The organism is Faecalibacillus sp. MSK20_93 (assembly GCF_020589945.1).
GTDB classification, from domain to species: domain Bacteria; phylum Bacillota_I; class Bacilli_A; order Erysipelotrichales; family Coprobacillaceae; genus Faecalibacillus; species Faecalibacillus intestinalis.
In genome coordinates this window covers 41,343-57,159 of record NZ_JAJDKA010000012.1, presented here as the reverse complement: position 1 = coordinate 57,159, position 15,817 = coordinate 41,343, and the positions used below count along the sequence as shown (strand labels likewise).

The window sequence follows — 15,817 nt, the reverse complement described above, 5'->3', positions numbered from 1 at the left end:
CTAAAAAAAGAGGCTGATGAACCTAATCCAAAAGGTTAGGTTTCTTTACAGCCCCTTTTTATGATTTACTAATAATTTCTAATCCTACTTGAACTCTTGTAAGCTTTCCAAGTAGTTCTACATCAACATAAGCAATACGTTTATGTCTGTCTATTTTTGTAATAAGTCCTTCTAAACCAACGAGAGGACCTTCATTAATAATGATTTTATCGTTTTCAATAATACCATTAGAAATATCAACAACATGATCTTTATTTGAAAATTTTGTTAGAAACATAGCTTCTTGTGGATAGATGGGATAGATTTCTTTTCCATCATTTCCAAGGAGTTTTGTAAGATATGGTACTTTTTTGAGTTGAGTATAAAGTTGTTCTACTTGATTGGTGATTATAAAGATATACCCTTTAAATAAAATATCATCAACAATATGCCATGTACCATGATACTTCTTTTTCGTGATTGGAATAAAACAATCAATTAAAATATCATGGTCTATATAGAATTGACATTTTTTAACAATTTCTTCTTCTTTTCCTGTTCTTACCTGAACTACATACCAATTATCAAACATAAAAAACCTCCATTTGAGTATGCTTCGCCTATCCAATAGATTTATTGGACTAATTTCTAATATATGAGATAAAGGAAACGAACGCGACAAAGCGACGATTCGTTTAACTTCTTTATCCTTTGTTTTTCACACCATGTGTTGTATTTTCATCATAATGGTAAGTATCTACCATATATTGAACATCTTTTCTAATATCACTATCTTCATCAAATGCACTTTGACGTAAATCTTCTAATTGATCAAAGAAATCATCAGGTAATTGAATTGGTTGTCCAATATGAATCATCTTATTAGGCGTTGTTTTCATTCCTTCTTCTTTCATCAACATTTCTTCATAAAGTTTTTCACCAGGTCTTAACCCAATAAATTCAATTTTAATATCTACATCTGGTTCTAAACCAGAAAGTTTAATTAAGTTTCTAGCCATATCTAAAATCTTAACCGGTTTTCCCATATCTAAAACAAAGATTTCTCCTCCTTTAGCATAGGCACCTGCTTGTAAGACAAGAGAGACAGCTTCAGGTATTGTCATAAAGTATCTAATGATATCTGGATGTGTAATGGTAATTGGTCCACCTTCTTTAATTTGTTTTTTAAATAAAGGAATAACGGATCCATTAGAACCTAATACGTTTCCAAAACGTACAGCAACAAATTCTGTTTTTGAAATCTTGTTATAAGATTGTACAACCATTTCACATAATCGTTTTGAAGCACCCATAATATTTGTCGGATTAACTGCTTTATCTGTAGATATCAAGATAAATTTCTTAACACCATATGTATGACTTGCTTTTACGACATTGTATGTGCCAAAAACATTGTTTTTAATTGCTTCATGTGGCGCATCTTCCATTAATGGTACATGTTTATGTGCTGCTGCATGATAAACAATATCTGGATGGTAATAAGCAAATAAATCATTGATTTTAACAGCATCTCTTACGGAAGCAATCATGGTTTCAAGATTTAAGTTTGGATATTTATGTTGTAATTCTAATTGAATGTTATAAGCATTATTTTCATAAATATCTACAATAATCAATTGTTTTGGATTACTTGCAGCAATTTGTCGACAAAGTTCAGATCCAATAGATCCTCCTCCACCAGTAACCATAACTACTTTATCTTTTACATAACCCATAATTTCTTTTAAGTTTACTTGGACAGGATCTCTTCCAAGTAAATCTTGAACTTCAACATCTTTTAGTTTTTCTAAAGTAATTTCATCGTTCAAGAATTGATACATACCAGGTAATTTTTTTATTTTACATTTGGTTTCTTTACAAATATTTAAAATCTTAGATGTTTCTTTATCATCTATTGATGGTAAAGCTACATAGATTTCATCAATTTTATATTTTTCAACTTGTGTAAGGATTTCATTTCTTCCCCCTACAATAGGAACATTGTGAATGCATCTATTGTGTTTTGTTGCATCATCATCAATGAAACAAACAACTTTTTTATGAAGTTTTGTCGAAACAAGTGTTTCTCTTAAAATCTTTTCACCTGCTGAACCAGCACCAACAATCATGACTTTGCTTTCATTATCATCACTTCTACCAAACAAGTAATGTCTTGAAGCATAAAGACGAACAAACCGATAACCAAATCGGCTTCCACCTATGAAAACAAGTAATAATAATAAATATAAAAATATTGTACTTATCGGCGGATGGACTGGAATGAGTAAACATAAAATACAGTATAAAATTGAACTGCACATTGAAGCAATAATAACATTTAATAATTCATTAATGGAAGCATAGCTCCATAAACTATCATAAAGCTTCATTATAATAAAGAAGAATAGACTTCCTATGAGTAAAATAGGTATAAAAAAATAAGTATATTTTAAAAAGCTTAATTCCATAGAACCGTCATATGCAATAAATGCTGATAAGAAGAAAGATAAAATAATACTTATTATATCTACTACTATCAAACATAGTCTTCTAAATAATAATTGACTCTTATTTTTGTACATATTTGTACCCCCCCCCCCTCAATTTTTAAAGTTAATACGACGTATTTTGGAGTTCATCTATAATCAAACGTATTATACCGTGATTTTTTAAATTATCAATAAATAATTACTGAACGGTCGATTTTTATAACCAAACGATCAAATTTATGACTTTTCCTTTCCATATATAATAAGACTTCTATAAAAAAATCTAATTCTGTTGATTTTTAAAGGCTTTTGTTAGATAATGAGCCTCGACGTAGTATCTATAATTGTTTATAAAAATATGTATTAAAGGAGATTAAGTAATGGATAATCAAGAAATCCAAAATGAAGAGATTGAAATTAATTTAGCTGAATTGTTTCAAGTATTAAAAGAACATTTACATATCATTATTATTTCAACACTAATTTGTGCGATTTTAGTGGGAGCTTTTACTATTTTCTTTGTTAAAAAACAATATGCTTCTACAGCTAGAATCTTCCCAAAACCAGAAGTTAACGAGGGTGTTGTTGATTACTCACAAATTAACTCAAATAATTCGATGACTAAAAACTATGTAGCTTTACTTGGAGGAAACAATATTCAAAGTAAAGTTGCTAAAGAATTAAACGTTGATACAAATGTTGTTTCTTCTGCTTTATCTATTTCAAATGAAACAGATACCCAAATTATTTCTATTTCAGCAACAACAACTGATCCACAACTCAGTAAAAAAATTGTTGATACAACGGTTAATGTCTTCACAAATGAAGTAAAAGAAACTTTAAATATCAACAATATTACAACAGTTGATGATGCAAGACTTCAAACATCACCTGTTTCACCAAGTGTTCCTAAAAATATAGTTATTGGTGGTTTAGTAGGTGCTATTTTAAGTATTGGTATTATCTTTATTAGATTTATGTTAGATAATCGTTTACATACTAAAGAAGACGTTGAAAAATATTTAGAAATTCCAAATCTTGGCGTTATTCCTTATTTTGAGGATTAGTTATGGCTTTTATTGATATACATGGTCATTATGCATGGGATATAGATGATGGAATGCCATCACTTGAAGATGCTAAAAAGGCTTTAGAAAAAGCTAAAAATAATCGTATTTCTACGATTGTCGCAACACCTCATGTTGTTTCTGGAAAACATACTTTAAAAGATTTAGAAATTATTAAAGATAGAATTCATGATTTAAAAGAGCTTGCTAAAGTTTATAATATTGAGGTTTTAGAAGGGTGTGAACTCTTCTTAAATCATGATTATCTAGAAGCACTTGAACAAAACATCTTTATACCTATTGAAAATACCCATTATTTACTTGTAGAATTTGATGTTAGAAAAGAATTAGGAAATGAAAATGAAGTAGAAGATCGTCTTTATGAAATTCAATATAAAGGATATACTCCCGTTATTGCTCATGTTGAAAGATACTTTAAAGATTCTTTAGATATCGAAAGAATTCAAGATTTTATAGATAATGGTTATCTTATTCAAGTTAATGCAACAAGCTTTTTGGGATATCATGGTAAACATGCTCAAAAGTTTGCTTATCAATTATTAAATCAAGGATTACTTCATGTAATTGCAACGGATACTCATCGTTGTGACGGACATCGTTCTCCTTGTTTACAAGAAGTCTTTGATTTACTTGTAAAGAAATATAGTTATGAAGATATTCATACATTAATGTATGAAAATCCTCTACATATCATCAACAATGAAGAAGTTGATCCTATTGAAGGAAAAACATCCTTCTTTAAAAAAATATTTAAAAGGAGATAATTATGGCAAAAAAAACGAGTAAAAGAAAAACATTAAATATTTTAGAGAAAAATAAAAAACATAGCCAATTTGATTATACTGAAATCTTTCGTCATATTCGTACAAACATTGAATTTTCTACAGTAGACAAAGACATTAAATCAATTTGTATTACTTCATCACAAGCTGGTGAAGCAAAAACAACACTATCTATTAACCTTGCTTATATTTTTGCAACAAAATATAATAGAGTTTTATTAATTGATTGTGATTTAAGAAAAAATACTTTACATAAATATATGGGATTATCAAACAAACATGGTTTAACAGATGCTTTACTTGAATATCGTCAAACTAAAAAATTAAATGTTGAATACTTCCAAAGTGTAAAAGATCCTTCTTTTGCAGGTACTATGGCTGTTTTAACAAGTGGGATTCATATTCCTAATCCTTCTGAATTATTAGGATCACATGTATTTAAAGATTATATTAATGAATTAAAGAAATCCTTTGATTTCATTATTATTGACTGTGCTCCTGTTGGAATGATATCTGATGCCATTCCTGTAGGAAATGCCGTTGACGGGACTATTTTTGCTATTTCTTCACAAGATACTAATAAAAAAGATGCTGCAAATTGTGTAAAACTACTTCAAAGAAATAATGTAAACGTTTTAGGAAGTGTTTTAACAAAAGCAAAATCTATATCTGGTAGTCATTACTACTATTACTAATATGAAAAAAGTTACTTTTTCTATTACTGTTGTTGTTTTACTTGCTATGATTGTTGGTTTAATTGGTTATGACCGTTTTTCAACAAGTCAAAACGCTAAAAAATACCAATCAGAAGAAAAAACAACAACTACAACAAAAGAAGAAACAACAAAAACAAAAACAAAAAAGGAAAAAAATAGTCAACGTATTTATTGTATTGGCGATAGCTTTACCTTGGGAAGTGAATTTGCTAGTTACCCACTTAATTTAGAATCACTTACAAATAGTGAAATTATTAAATTCGGTGGAAACCAAGATACAACTTTTGATTTATCTATTCGTGTAGGAAGAACAAAGATTTTCGCTAATAATATCACCATCCCTGGTGATAAAGAAGCTGTAGACCTTACTTTCTATAATGAAAAAGGTGAACAAGTAGAAGCTTTAAAAAATAGTGGATCAAACTTCGATGAAGTTACCATTCAAGGTATTAAAGGAACTTTAGCTTACGATTCATCTCGTAATATTCATACATTTACAAGAGACAAATCTGGAAAAGCTGTTACCCTAACAGCTCCTGCACAAATCGAAGCAACACTTCCTGAATTCAATGAAAATGATATCGTTATTATCTTTTCTGGAAACTATGATAAACAAAACAACCAAGATGTTTATCGTACAATCACTTATCAAAGAGCTATTTTAAACCAAATTAAAACACAAAAATATATTGTTGTATCAATGACATCAAAAAGACAAAACAACCTTGTAAGAGACGATAATAACATCTTAAAAGAAGAACATAAAGATCACTTCTTAGACTTTAGAACTTATCTTCTTACAAATGGCTTAAAAGATGCAAATATTACAGCTACTGAAGAAGATCAAAAAGATCTTACAAATAGCTATATCCCATCAAGTCTTCTAAAAGAAGACAAATTCGCAGGTAATGATACATTCAATCAATTACTTGCAAACCAAGTCTATCAAAAATTACAAGAACTACACTATATCAAATAGAAAATACCTCCACTGGAGGTATTTTTATATAAAATAAAAGCTCTAGTCTCCCTGAACCCTTATAACGAGAGATTACTACTAAAGCTTAGTTAACAACTTGTGTACTCATTAAGTACACTTTTATATTATGCTCATTCTTATAGCTCGATATTATCAAAGAAATAATTCTTCATATATTCATCTTTTATTCCAACAAATCTTGGACAATCTATCCAATGATTTTTAGTTTACAACAATATATAATTTAACTAATTAAAATTATATTAAACATAAGGAAATGAATAATTTATGAAATTAGTACCTATAGGAATTGAAAACTTTAAAGAAATGATTGATAAAAATGCTTATTATGTAGATAAAACAAATCTTATTGAAAATGTATTAAACGAACAGAGTGTCTTTTTTACAAGACCTCGAAGATTTGGAAAGACTCTTAATATGTCGATGCTTTATTATTTCTTTTCTATTAAAGAAAAGGATAATGCTTATTTATTTAATGGATTAAACATTTCTAAAAATAAAGAAGCTATAAAACATCAAAATCAATATCCAACACTTTTCATTACTTTAAAAGATATGAAAAATAGTTCCTATGAAAAACAAATGAATCGCTTTAAAGAAGTTATTTGTTTGTGTGCAAAAAGTCATCTTGAATTGCTTAATAGTGAGAGATTATTAGCTTCTGAAAAGAAACTTTTTCAAAAATATGTTGATAATGAAACAGAAGATAATGAATTAGAAAAATTATTATTCAATATCTCATATTTTCTTTATAAACATTATCATCAAAAAGTCATCATTCTTATTGATGAATATGATGTACCTTTACAATCTGCTTATCAATATAACTATTATTATGAAATGGTAGAATTTCTAAGAAATGTCTTTTCTTCAGCACTTAAAACTAATGATGCTTTAGAAAAAGGAATCATGGCAGGTTGTCTTCGTATTTCTAAAGAAAGTATCTTCACCGGTTTAAATAATTTTAAAGCCTATTCTATTCTTTATAAATCAAAAAATGAGTAAAAAGAAATCTTACAATTATTAAAAGATTATAATCTAACAGATTATGTAGATGAAGTTAAAGAATGGTATGATGGTTATTTATTTGGAAACATCGAAATCTATAATCCTTGGAGTACACTTATGTATGTTGATTGTAAATTAAATAGCTCAGATAACAAACCTATTTCCTTCTGGGCAAATACCAGTGGAAATGATCTTGTTGTCAACTATATTCAAAATGGCAGTGATGAACTTCATGAAGAATTTGAACAACTCATTCAAGGAAAGTCTTTAACGAAATAATATTAATAATATCTATAGTTTTCCTTTACTTACAGGATATTTAAAGATAAAAGAAGATTTAGGAGAAAATAAGTATAAACTGATTATTCCCAATAAAGAAGTCTATGAAATCTATAAACAAACTTTCATGTCTTATTTTGAAGACTATACTTTTGTAAGAAAAGAAGATCTTTATCAAAGTCTTGTTAAAGGAGATGTAGATCAAGCAAATGAAATACTAGGAGATATCTTATCTAGAAGTATCAGTTACTTTGATAATGAAGAATCTTTTTATCATGGTTTTCTATTAGGACTCTTTAGTGGTAAAAAGATCAAATCAAATCGAGAAGCGGTGCATGGAAGATTTGATTTATGTATCTTACCTAAACAAATCTTTCAGACAGCTCTTGTTTTAGAATGTAAACATTCTAAGAGCGTTAAAGATTTAATAAGTGATGCAAGTGAAGGAGCCCAACAAATCATTGATAATAAATATGAAGAAGAAATCATCAATGAGGGATATCTTCATGTAAAAGGATATGGCATATCCTTTTATAAGAAATACTGTTATATTGTAAAAGTGCAAGCTTAAGCCTGCACTTTTATTTATTATGTAAAGATATTTCATTAATTACCTGTTTATATGTTTTTCCTTGTCGATCAACAAATAAAACAGAACCATCATCTAATAGCTTTTGAAAACAAACTTCTCCATAATCACCATATTCTACCCATTGATCTTTTAAATAAGAAATACTATTAGCGTATTCTAAAACCTTATGAAACTGATTTGTTTGATATAAATTATAATAAATCAACATAAATGTTTTCAGTCCAATAGCAAGTTTAGATATTTTATACTCTTTATGAGTAATTTGTTTCATTGATTGAAAATCTTCATTATTAACATTCAATCCTATTCCTACAATGACTCCTTTTAAATCAGGATCTAAAATTGTTTCTACTAAAATACCACAAATCTTTTTTCCATCGACATAAATGTCATTAGGCCATTTAATCGTTGCTTTAATACGATAACGATCAAGTAAACCAACAACACTACATGTTGCTAATTGTGTCATTTTCCAAGCATCTTCTATTTTATGAAAATCTTTAAATAAAAAACTCATAATCAAATTCTCATTTGCATGACTTTCCCAAACATGACCATTTCTACCTCTACCTTTTGTTTGATATTTGGCAGTGACACATGTTTGCATAGGTAAATTTTGATATTCTCTTTTTAAATAATCATTTGTTGAATCAACTTCTTCTAGCTCTATCAGTTTCATAGTTTCACCTCTTTATCATGATAAAATAAAAAAAATTGCAATTCAAGATTATTGAATTGCAAATGTAAGTTCAGCTTTGCAAACAACTTTACCATTTACTTTTGCAATAGCTTCACCAATTCCTACGGGTCCTTTTTGTTTAGTAAGAACACATTCCATTTCTAAAACATCCCCTGGTGTTACTTGTCCTTTAAAACGACAATTTTTAATACCGCCAAAGAAAGCAATTTTTCCTTTATTTTCTTCTTTTGATAAAATAGCAATACATCCTACTTGTGCCAAAGCTTCAACAATCAAAACTCCTGGCATGACATGATGACTTGGAAAATGTCCACAAAAATGCATTTCATTAACACTGACACATTTGATTCCTTTAGCATACTCACCTGGTTTATAATCTGTAATTCGATCTACTAAAGCAAAAGGATAACGATGAGGATTGATTTCTTGTATTTGATTACTATTAAGTTCCATTACTCTTCTCCATATTTCTTAAAAATAATTGAGGCATTATGCCCTCCAAAACCTAATGAATTTGACATTACATAATTTAATACTTGTTTTCTTCCATGATTTGCGACAATATCTAAATCGCATTCTTCATCAAAATTTTGATAATTAATAGTTGCTGGAATAAAGTTATCTTCTAATGCTTTAACACATAAAACACCTTCAATTCCACCAGCAGCTCCTAAACAATGACCTGTATTTCCTTTTGTTGAAGATACAGCTACTTTATGAGCATGATTTTTAAAAGCTTTTTTGATTGCAGCCGTTTCTAACTTATCATTCATCGGTGTTGATGTTCCATGAGCATTAATATAATCAATTTGATTAGCTTCAAGAGAAGCATCTTGAAGTGCATTGATCATTGCTTTAGCACCTCCAATACCTTCAGGAGCTGGAGCTGTCATATGATAAGCATCACAACTAACACCATAACCTACCATTTCACAATAAATATGTGCCCCTCTTGCTTTAGCATGTTCAAGTTCTTCTAAAACAAGCATTCCTGCTCCTTCGCCCATGACAAAACCATTTCTTTCTTTATCAAAAGGAATGGAGGCACGTTTGGGATCATGTGATTCACTTAAAGCTTTCATTGATGTAAAACCACCAATACCAAGAGGAGTAATGCTTGCTTCGCAACCTCCAGCAATGGTTACATCTAAATAACCATCACGAATATTTCTAAAGGCATCACCAATAGCATTTGTTCCTCCCGCACAAGCTGTTACAGGACATGTAGCAAGTCCTTGTGCTTTAAAGGCAATGGCAATTTGACCAGCTGCTAAATTAACAATGGTCATAGGAATAAAGTATGGAGAAACACGATCAAATCCTTTCTTTAAACCACGTTGATGATTTTCTTCAATAGATCCTAATCCTCCAATACCACTTGATACTACTACCCCAAAACGATCATGATTTATAGAATCTATCTCTAATTTAGAATCTTTGATAGCTTCTTTAGCTGCAATCAGTCCATATTGAATAAATTTATCCATTTTACGAACATCTTTTTTATCTAAATATTCAGTAGCTTCAAAGTTCTTTAATTCACCTGCTACTTTTACCTTCATATTTGAAGTATCAAATGATTGAATCAAATCAATCCCACATTGATGATTTAAAATACCCTTCCATGTATCATTTACATTATTTCCAATAGGTGTTAAAGCACCTATTCCTGTTACGACAACTCTTCTTTTCATATGCTTCTCCTTTACATAGCCATGCCACCATCAACATGCAATGTTTGTCCAGTAATGTACTTTGCTTCATCACTTGCTAGAAAAACAACTGCATTTGCAATATCTTGAACACTTCCAAATGCTCCTAAAGGAATTTGACTTTTCATTTGTTCTTTAATATCATCACTTAAAACATCTGTCATTGCTGTTTGAATAAAACCTGGTGCTACTGCATTAACAGTAATACCACGACTTCCAACCTCTCTAGCAAGAGACATTGTCATTCCAATAATTCCTGATTTACTAGCAGCATAATTGACTTGTCCAGCATTTCCCATAACGCCTACAACAGATGACATGGAAACAATACGTCCATATTTTTGTTTCATCATTAATTTTGTCGCATGTTTCATACAATTCCATGTTCCTTTTAAATTGACATCAATAACTGCATCAAAATCATTTTCTTTCATGCGTAACATTAAGCCATCTTTTGTAATTCCTGCATTATTAATTAAAATATCCAATCTTCCATATTCATTTTTAATTGTTTTAAACATCTCTAATGTTTCATCATAACTTGCTACATTTGCAGGTAAGATTTCACATTTTCCTCCAAGACTTTCAATTTCATTTTTTGTCATTTGAGCAATTTCTTGATTATTCCCTAAATCTATATAATTAATTAAAACAAAAGCACCATTTAAAGCTAATGTTTTAGCAATTTCTTTACCAATACCTTGTCCTCCACCTGTAACAAGAGCAATTTTATTTTCTAATCTCATTTTATTCTCCCTTCAAAGCTTTCACTGTTTTTTTCAATGATTCCATATCTTCTATTTGATAAAGCTGAATACTTCGATCTATCTTTCTAACAAAACCACTTAATACCTTTCCTGGTCCTACTTCAATGATCGTATCAACACCTTGATCTATCATATAGCGAATACTTTTTTCAAAGTAAACAGGTGACATCACTTGTTTTTCTAAAATTTCTGGTATTGATTGACATTCGATTTCATGACCTAAGGTATTAAAAATAACAGGTATTTTCATTTCATGAAAAGTTTCTTTTTTTAATCTTTCTTTTAAAGCAAGTGACGCTTCTTTTAATAAAGACGTATGAAAAGGTCCACTCGTATTTAAAGCAATCACTCTTCTCGCTTTATTTTCTAAAGCTAATTCTTTAACTTTTTCCACAGCCTTCTTTTCACCAGCAACAACAAGTTGACCAGGACAATTATAATTAGAAATAGAAACAACCCCTAATGAACTTGCTTGATGACACAAATCTTGTAAAAGTTCTTCCTTCATTCCTAAAACGGCAATCATTTCACTTTCAATTTCTGATACTGCTTCTTGCATGACTTTTCCTCTAAAACGCGCAAGATCAATCACTTGTTGTCTTTTAAAAACACCTGCACAATATAATGCTGAATATTCCCCTAAAGAAAGACCTGCTGTATAATCAGGCACAATTCCATGTTCTTTTAATAAATCTGTAATGATTGTTGCAACCATCACCATACATGGTTGGGTATATGGTGTATAAGATAGTTTTTCAAGTGGTCCATTAAAACATAATTCCTTTAAATCTTCATTTTGATCAAAGATTTCATGAGGATAAAATGATTTTCCCATCCCCACAACTTGACTTCCTTGACCAGCATAAATAATTCCTAATTTCATTTGTCATCCTCCATTAATTCATGAATCACTTCATCAACATGCATCAAATGATCTTGCCTATAACCATGAGCTCCTGTAAAAATAAGACCATCCTCTAAATTTCCTTTAACTGCTTCTATTAAAGCTCTTGAAATACAATAAGGTGTATTTTTAACATCACAAGGAATTAAACATTGATAACATTTTTTAACAGGTATTTTTTCTTTCTTGGTTTTTTTAACAAAACTATTTTGCATTGCTCTTCCTGGCATTCCGACAGGAGAAGAAACAAAACCAATATCTTCCTTTCTAGCTTTTAAGAAGGCTTCTTTATATTTGATAGAAGCATCACATTCATAAGTTGTAATAAAGCGTGTTGCTACTTGAATACCATCGACACCTAGATCAAAGAAATGCTTAACATCACTTCTTTGACTGATTCCTCCTGCTAAAAAAATAGGAATGTTCAATTTATTATTTTCTACAATTTCTTCAACATCTTTAAAAATTTCTTCTAAACTTTGGCATGTTTGATTTTCTAAATCTTCTTTTTTAAACCCTAAATGTCCACCTGCTTGACTTCCTTCAATAACAATAAAATCTGGTGTACGTTGATATTTTTTGAGCCAATGTTTTATGATTACCTTACAGGCTTTACCACTTGAAACAATTGGAGCAATTAAAACATCATGATCTTTTACCAATTCTGGTAAACGTAAAGGAAGTCCAGCTCCTGAAATAATAGCATCAACTTTACTCTCTAATGCTGCATTGATCAATTCCTCATAATCTTTTAAAGCAACCATCGCATTGATAGCTACTAAACCTTTTCCTTGAGAAAGCTTTTGTGCTTTTAAAATTTCTTTTTTTAAAGCACGAATATTTGCTTGACGATGATTACTTTCAAAATCATCTTCCTTGTATCCTGGATGCGCTGTAGAAATAACCCCCATCGCTCCACACTTAGCAACATGCCCTGCCAAACTTCCTAGAGAAACACCAACTCCCATTCCTCCTTGAATTAAAGGAACAGTTAAGCTTTTTTGATTGATTTCTAACATTTTAAATCTCCAAATTTGAATAAGTTTCTTGTAACTCACTCATCATTTCTTCTAAAATTTGTTTAACGGGTTTAATTTCATGAATCATTCCTGCAACTTGTCCTGCCATCAAAGAACCTTCATCAACATTTCCCTCAAAAACGGCTTTTTTTAATGAACCTAAAGTATATTTTTCAAGTTCCATCATATCTGCTCCTGCTTTTTCTTTTTGAATATAAGCTTTTGCCATTTTATTTTTTAAGATTCTTACTGGTGTTCCATTAATTCTTCCTGTAACAGTTGTCGAAGTATCTTTTGCCTTTAAAATTGCTTGTTTATAATTTTCATGAATTGGACATTCTTTACTTGCGAGTAAAACTGTTCCAATTTGTACACCACAAGCACCTAAGGCATAAGCTGCTAACATTTGCTTGCCACTGGCAATCCCTCCTGCAGCAATAACAGGAATAGAAACATTACTTACAACTTGAGGAACAAGCGCCATAGTCGTTGCCTCACCAATATGTCCTCCTGCTTCACAACCTTCAACAATTAAACCATCCACACCTGCACGTTCTAATCTTTTAGCAAGAGCCACACTAGGAACAACAGGTAAAACTTTAATTCCTGCTTCTTTCCACATTTTTATATATACACCTGGATTTCCAGCACCAGTTGTCACAACTGGGACATGTTCATCAATAACGATTTGTGCCATTTCTTTGGCATCTGGATTGAGTAACATAATATTGACACCAAAAGGTTGATTTGTTAATTTTTTACATGCTTGAATTTCTGCTTTTAACATTTTAGCAGTCATTCCTCCAGCTCCAATCAAACCCAAACCTCCTGCATTAGAAACACTCGCAGCAAAGGCACCGGTAGCAATATTGGCCATCCCTCCTTGAATAATAGGATATTTAATATTTAATAACTCATTTAATTTCATTTTGTTCTCCTTACCATTCCATTAAAATTGCACCCCAAGTAAGTCCTCCACCAAAGCCAACGAGAATGATTTTCATTCCTTTTTGAAGTAATCCTTGTTCATTCATCTTCGCTAAAGCTAATGGAATACTCGCTGCTGAGGTGTTTCCATATTCTTGTAAGTTCATATAAAACTTTTCACTTGAACATTGATATTTTTTATAAACATGTTTAATAATTCTTTCATTTGCTTGATGACAAATCACGTAATCAATATCATTTAATGTCATTTTTGCTTGGTTTAAGACATGATCAATACTTAAAGGAATTGCTTTAATAGCAAATTTAAAAACATCTTGACCTTTCATTTTTAAATAATCATTTCTTTTAGAAAATAGTACTTCTTCATTTCCATCACTATCTAAATAACTATAAAAAAGTTTTTGACTTTTTTTAATCAACGTAGCGGCTGCACCATCTCCAAATAAAATACACGTATTACGATCTTGATAATCTACAATAGAGCTTAATTGTTCACTTCCAATAACAAGTCCATATTGATTTTCTTCTAACAAGCTTTGAGCAACTTTTAAAGCATAAACATAACCACTACAAGCAACATTAATATCAAAACACATCATTGATTGATGATTTAAACCTAAAGCTTTTTGTACAAGACAGGCATTACTTGGCGTATTATTTTCTGGTGTCATCGTAGCTACAATAATTAAAGCAAGTTGACTTAAATCTTGATTTTGAGTTGCTTTTTTAGCAGCTTCAATAGCTAGAAAGGCACTTGATTTATCTGAAAGATGTCTTTTTAAAATACCCGTTCGTGAAACGATCCATTCATTAGATGTTTCTACCATTTGTTCAAGTTGTTGATTATCTAAAGTCTTTTCAATTTTGGCATAACCTGTAGAAACAATTTCAATTCCATTCATCTTTTTCTCCTTTAAAATACTTGTCCTATCTTTCTATATTTTTCATAACGTTTATTAATCAATTGAGATGTCGATAACTTTTGTAATTCTTTAAGATTTGTATTTAAATATTCTTTTATTTGTCGATAAACTTCATAACTTTCAACAGTAGCCCCTTTTAAATCTTCATCTATGATATGATCAATAATATGACGCTCATAAAGATCCTTAGCTGTTAATTTCATTAAGCTTGCAGCCTCTGCAACACGCTTTCCTTCTTGATCTTTCCATAAAATAGAAGCAAATCCTTCAGGAGATAAAATCGAATAAACACTATTTTCTAACATGACTAAGCGATCACTCACACTTAAAGCCAAAGCTCCTCCAGAACCTCCCTCACCAATAACAATAGTAATAATAGGAACTTTTAAAAGAGACATTTCTAAAAGATTTCGAGCAATTGCTTCTCCAATTCCATGCATTTCTGCTTCCATTCCTGGATAAGCTCCTGGAGTATCGACAAAAGCAATAATAGGTCGTTTAAATTTTTCTGCCTGTTTCATTAAGCGCATTGCCTTTCGATAGCCTTCTGGTGAAGACATTCCAAAATTACATTTTAAATTATCTTCTAAAGTTTTTCCTTTTAAATGACCAATAATTGTTACAGGTTGTTGATTAAATAAACCAATACCTCCAACAATTGAACCATCATCTTTTGCTAAACGATCTCCATGTAATTCAATAAAATCATCAAAGAGATGATTGATATAATCTTTAATATTTGGTCGTGTACTTTTTCTAGCAAGATAAACATGATCATAAGGTGAAAGATGTTGATAATATTCTTCTTGTTTTTTGATTTGACTTTCGATTTCTTTTTTTCTTTCTTGATTGCAATCAAGAAGTTCTTTTTGTAACTTTTCAATTTCTTTTTCTACTTGACTTAAAGACAT

17 protein-coding genes and 1 pseudogene are annotated in these 15,817 nt (G+C 30.2%); 7 read left to right on the top strand and 11 right to left on the bottom strand.

Annotated features, from left to right (window positions below; all coding sequences use genetic code 11):
* Nucleotides 1-58: 58 nt before the first annotated feature.
* Entirely contained in the window at nucleotides 59-571 is a 513-nt protein-coding gene (loaP, locus tag LJD34_RS05600; RefSeq protein WP_227359386.1) for an antiterminator LoaP, read from the bottom strand.
* Nucleotides 572-683: 112 nt separating this feature from the next.
* Nucleotides 684-2,561 (bottom strand): polysaccharide biosynthesis protein, encoded by a 1,878-nt coding sequence (locus LJD34_RS05595; RefSeq protein WP_118573540.1) that lies wholly within the window; start codon nucleotides 2,559-2,561, stop codon nucleotides 684-686.
* A gap of 287 nt (nucleotides 2,562-2,848) precedes the next feature.
* Here LJD34_RS05595 and LJD34_RS05590 point away from each other — a divergent pair, with 287 nt between their 5' ends.
* The 7 genes and pseudogenes from LJD34_RS05590 to LJD34_RS05565 all read left to right on the top strand — a co-directional run bounded on the left by LJD34_RS05590 (nucleotide 2,849) and on the right by LJD34_RS05565 (nucleotide 7,912).
* On the top strand, nucleotides 2,849-3,535 hold the full coding sequence (locus LJD34_RS05590; protein WP_175301608.1) for a YveK family protein: 687 nt from the start codon (nucleotides 2,849-2,851) through the stop codon (nucleotides 3,533-3,535).
* Nucleotides 3,536-3,537: 2 nt separating this feature from the next.
* Nucleotides 3,538-4,320 (top strand): tyrosine-protein phosphatase, encoded by a 783-nt coding sequence (locus LJD34_RS05585; RefSeq protein WP_117832340.1) that lies wholly within the window; start codon nucleotides 3,538-3,540, stop codon nucleotides 4,318-4,320.
* Nucleotides 4,321-4,322: 2 nt separating this feature from the next.
* Nucleotides 4,323-5,033 carry a CpsD/CapB family tyrosine-protein kinase gene (locus tag LJD34_RS05580; protein WP_227359385.1) on the top strand — a complete coding sequence of 237 codons (711 nt, stop codon included), beginning with the start codon at nucleotides 4,323-4,325 and terminating at the stop codon, nucleotides 5,031-5,033.
* 1 nt (nucleotide 5,034) lies between these two features.
* Nucleotides 5,035-6,033 carry a hypothetical protein gene (locus LJD34_RS05575; RefSeq protein ID WP_147579706.1) on the top strand — a complete coding sequence of 333 codons (999 nt, stop codon included), beginning with the start codon at nucleotides 5,035-5,037 and terminating at the stop codon, nucleotides 6,031-6,033.
* A gap of 288 nt (nucleotides 6,034-6,321) precedes the next feature.
* Nucleotides 6,322-7,131: pseudogene (locus LJD34_RS05570) on the top strand (AAA family ATPase); the annotation flags it as partial.
* Nucleotides 7,132-7,179: 48 nt separating this feature from the next.
* On the top strand, nucleotides 7,180-7,341 hold the full coding sequence (locus tag LJD34_RS16385; RefSeq protein ID WP_264474789.1) for a hypothetical protein: 162 nt from the start codon (nucleotides 7,180-7,182) through the stop codon (nucleotides 7,339-7,341).
* 127 nt (nucleotides 7,342-7,468) lie between these two features.
* The gene (locus LJD34_RS05565; protein WP_227359384.1) at nucleotides 7,469-7,912 is read left to right on the top strand and encodes a PD-(D/E)XK nuclease domain-containing protein; all 444 of its coding nucleotides are present in this window, start codon (nucleotides 7,469-7,471) and stop codon (nucleotides 7,910-7,912) included.
* A 10-nt stretch (nucleotides 7,913-7,922) separates the two neighbouring features.
* Here LJD34_RS05565 and LJD34_RS05560 read toward each other — a convergent pair whose 3' ends face one another.
* Genes LJD34_RS05560 through LJD34_RS05520 form a run of 9 tightly spaced genes read right to left on the bottom strand, consistent with a single transcriptional unit; the run spans nucleotide 7,923 to nucleotide 15,817 of the window.
* Complete coding sequence (locus tag LJD34_RS05560) at nucleotides 7,923-8,612, bottom strand: biotin--[acetyl-CoA-carboxylase] ligase (RefSeq protein WP_117347363.1); 690 nt, start codon at nucleotides 8,610-8,612, stop codon at nucleotides 7,923-7,925.
* Nucleotides 8,613-8,660: 48 nt separating this feature from the next.
* The gene (gene fabZ / locus LJD34_RS05555; RefSeq protein WP_022000687.1) at nucleotides 8,661-9,086 is read right to left on the bottom strand and encodes a 3-hydroxyacyl-ACP dehydratase FabZ; all 426 of its coding nucleotides are present in this window, start codon (nucleotides 9,084-9,086) and stop codon (nucleotides 8,661-8,663) included.
* Complete coding sequence (gene fabF, locus LJD34_RS05550; RefSeq protein ID WP_022000688.1) at nucleotides 9,086-10,327, bottom strand: beta-ketoacyl-ACP synthase II; 1,242 nt, start codon at nucleotides 10,325-10,327, stop codon at nucleotides 9,086-9,088. Before fabF ends, fabZ begins: the two co-directional genes overlap by 1 nt.
* An 11-nt stretch (nucleotides 10,328-10,338) precedes the next feature.
* On the bottom strand, nucleotides 10,339-11,091 hold the full coding sequence (fabG, locus tag LJD34_RS05545; protein ID WP_032091719.1) for a 3-oxoacyl-[acyl-carrier-protein] reductase: 753 nt from the start codon (nucleotides 11,089-11,091) through the stop codon (nucleotides 10,339-10,341).
* 1 nt (nucleotide 11,092) lies between these two features.
* Nucleotides 11,093-11,995 (bottom strand): ACP S-malonyltransferase, encoded by a 903-nt coding sequence (gene fabD / locus LJD34_RS05540; protein WP_227359383.1) that lies wholly within the window; start codon nucleotides 11,993-11,995, stop codon nucleotides 11,093-11,095.
* Entirely contained in the window at nucleotides 11,992-13,035 is a 1,044-nt protein-coding gene (locus LJD34_RS05535) for an NAD(P)H-dependent flavin oxidoreductase (protein ID WP_227359382.1), read from the bottom strand. Before LJD34_RS05535 ends, fabD begins: the two co-directional genes overlap by 4 nt.
* Before the next feature lies 1 nt (nucleotide 13,036).
* Nucleotides 13,037-13,963 carry a DUF561 domain-containing protein gene (locus LJD34_RS05530; RefSeq protein ID WP_227359381.1) on the bottom strand — a complete coding sequence of 309 codons (927 nt, stop codon included), beginning with the start codon at nucleotides 13,961-13,963 and terminating at the stop codon, nucleotides 13,037-13,039.
* 10 nt (nucleotides 13,964-13,973) lie between these two features.
* Nucleotides 13,974-14,885 carry a beta-ketoacyl-ACP synthase III gene (locus LJD34_RS05525; protein WP_117851100.1) on the bottom strand — a complete coding sequence of 304 codons (912 nt, stop codon included), beginning with the start codon at nucleotides 14,883-14,885 and terminating at the stop codon, nucleotides 13,974-13,976.
* Between the two features lie 11 nt (nucleotides 14,886-14,896).
* Entirely contained in the window at nucleotides 14,897-15,817 is a 921-nt protein-coding gene (locus LJD34_RS05520) for an acetyl-CoA carboxylase carboxyltransferase subunit alpha (RefSeq protein WP_022000694.1), read from the bottom strand.

Excerpts from the sequence above, each read along its gene's own strand:
- loaP (WP_227359386.1), bottom strand. The coding sequence starts at position 571 with ATGTTTGATAATTGGTATGTAGTTCAGGTAAGAACAGGAAAAGAAGAA.
- LJD34_RS05595 (WP_118573540.1), bottom strand. The coding sequence starts at position 2,561 with ATGTACAAAAATAAGAGTCAATTATTATTTAGAAGACTATGTTTGATA.
- LJD34_RS05590 (WP_175301608.1), top strand. The coding sequence starts at position 2,849 with ATGGATAATCAAGAAATCCAAAATGAAGAGATTGAAATTAATTTAGCT.
- LJD34_RS05585 (WP_117832340.1), top strand. The coding sequence starts at position 3,538 with ATGGCTTTTATTGATATACATGGTCATTATGCATGGGATATAGATGAT.
- LJD34_RS05580 (WP_227359385.1), top strand. The coding sequence starts at position 4,323 with ATGGCAAAAAAAACGAGTAAAAGAAAAACATTAAATATTTTAGAGAAA.
- LJD34_RS05575 (WP_147579706.1), top strand. The coding sequence starts at position 5,035 with ATGAAAAAAGTTACTTTTTCTATTACTGTTGTTGTTTTACTTGCTATG.
- LJD34_RS16385 (WP_264474789.1), top strand. The coding sequence starts at position 7,180 with ATGTATGTTGATTGTAAATTAAATAGCTCAGATAACAAACCTATTTCC.
- LJD34_RS05565 (WP_227359384.1), top strand. The coding sequence starts at position 7,469 with ATGTCTTATTTTGAAGACTATACTTTTGTAAGAAAAGAAGATCTTTAT.
- LJD34_RS05560 (WP_117347363.1), bottom strand. The coding sequence starts at position 8,612 with ATGAAACTGATAGAGCTAGAAGAAGTTGATTCAACAAATGATTATTTA.
- fabZ (WP_022000687.1), bottom strand. The coding sequence starts at position 9,086 with ATGGAACTTAATAGTAATCAAATACAAGAAATCAATCCTCATCGTTAT.
- fabF (WP_022000688.1), bottom strand. The coding sequence starts at position 10,327 with ATGAAAAGAAGAGTTGTCGTAACAGGAATAGGTGCTTTAACACCTATT.
- fabG (WP_032091719.1), bottom strand. The coding sequence starts at position 11,091 with ATGAGATTAGAAAATAAAATTGCTCTTGTTACAGGTGGAGGACAAGGT.
- fabD (WP_227359383.1), bottom strand. The coding sequence starts at position 11,995 with ATGAAATTAGGAATTATTTATGCTGGTCAAGGAAGTCAAGTTGTGGGG.
- LJD34_RS05535 (WP_227359382.1), bottom strand. The coding sequence starts at position 13,035 with ATGTTAGAAATCAATCAAAAAAGCTTAACTGTTCCTTTAATTCAAGGA.
- LJD34_RS05530 (WP_227359381.1), bottom strand. The coding sequence starts at position 13,963 with ATGAAATTAAATGAGTTATTAAATATTAAATATCCTATTATTCAAGGA.
- LJD34_RS05525 (WP_117851100.1), bottom strand. The coding sequence starts at position 14,885 with ATGAATGGAATTGAAATTGTTTCTACAGGTTATGCCAAAATTGAAAAG.
- LJD34_RS05520 (WP_022000694.1), bottom strand. The coding sequence starts at position 15,817 with ATGTCTTTAAGTCAAGTAGAAAAAGAAATTGAAAAGTTACAAAAAGAA.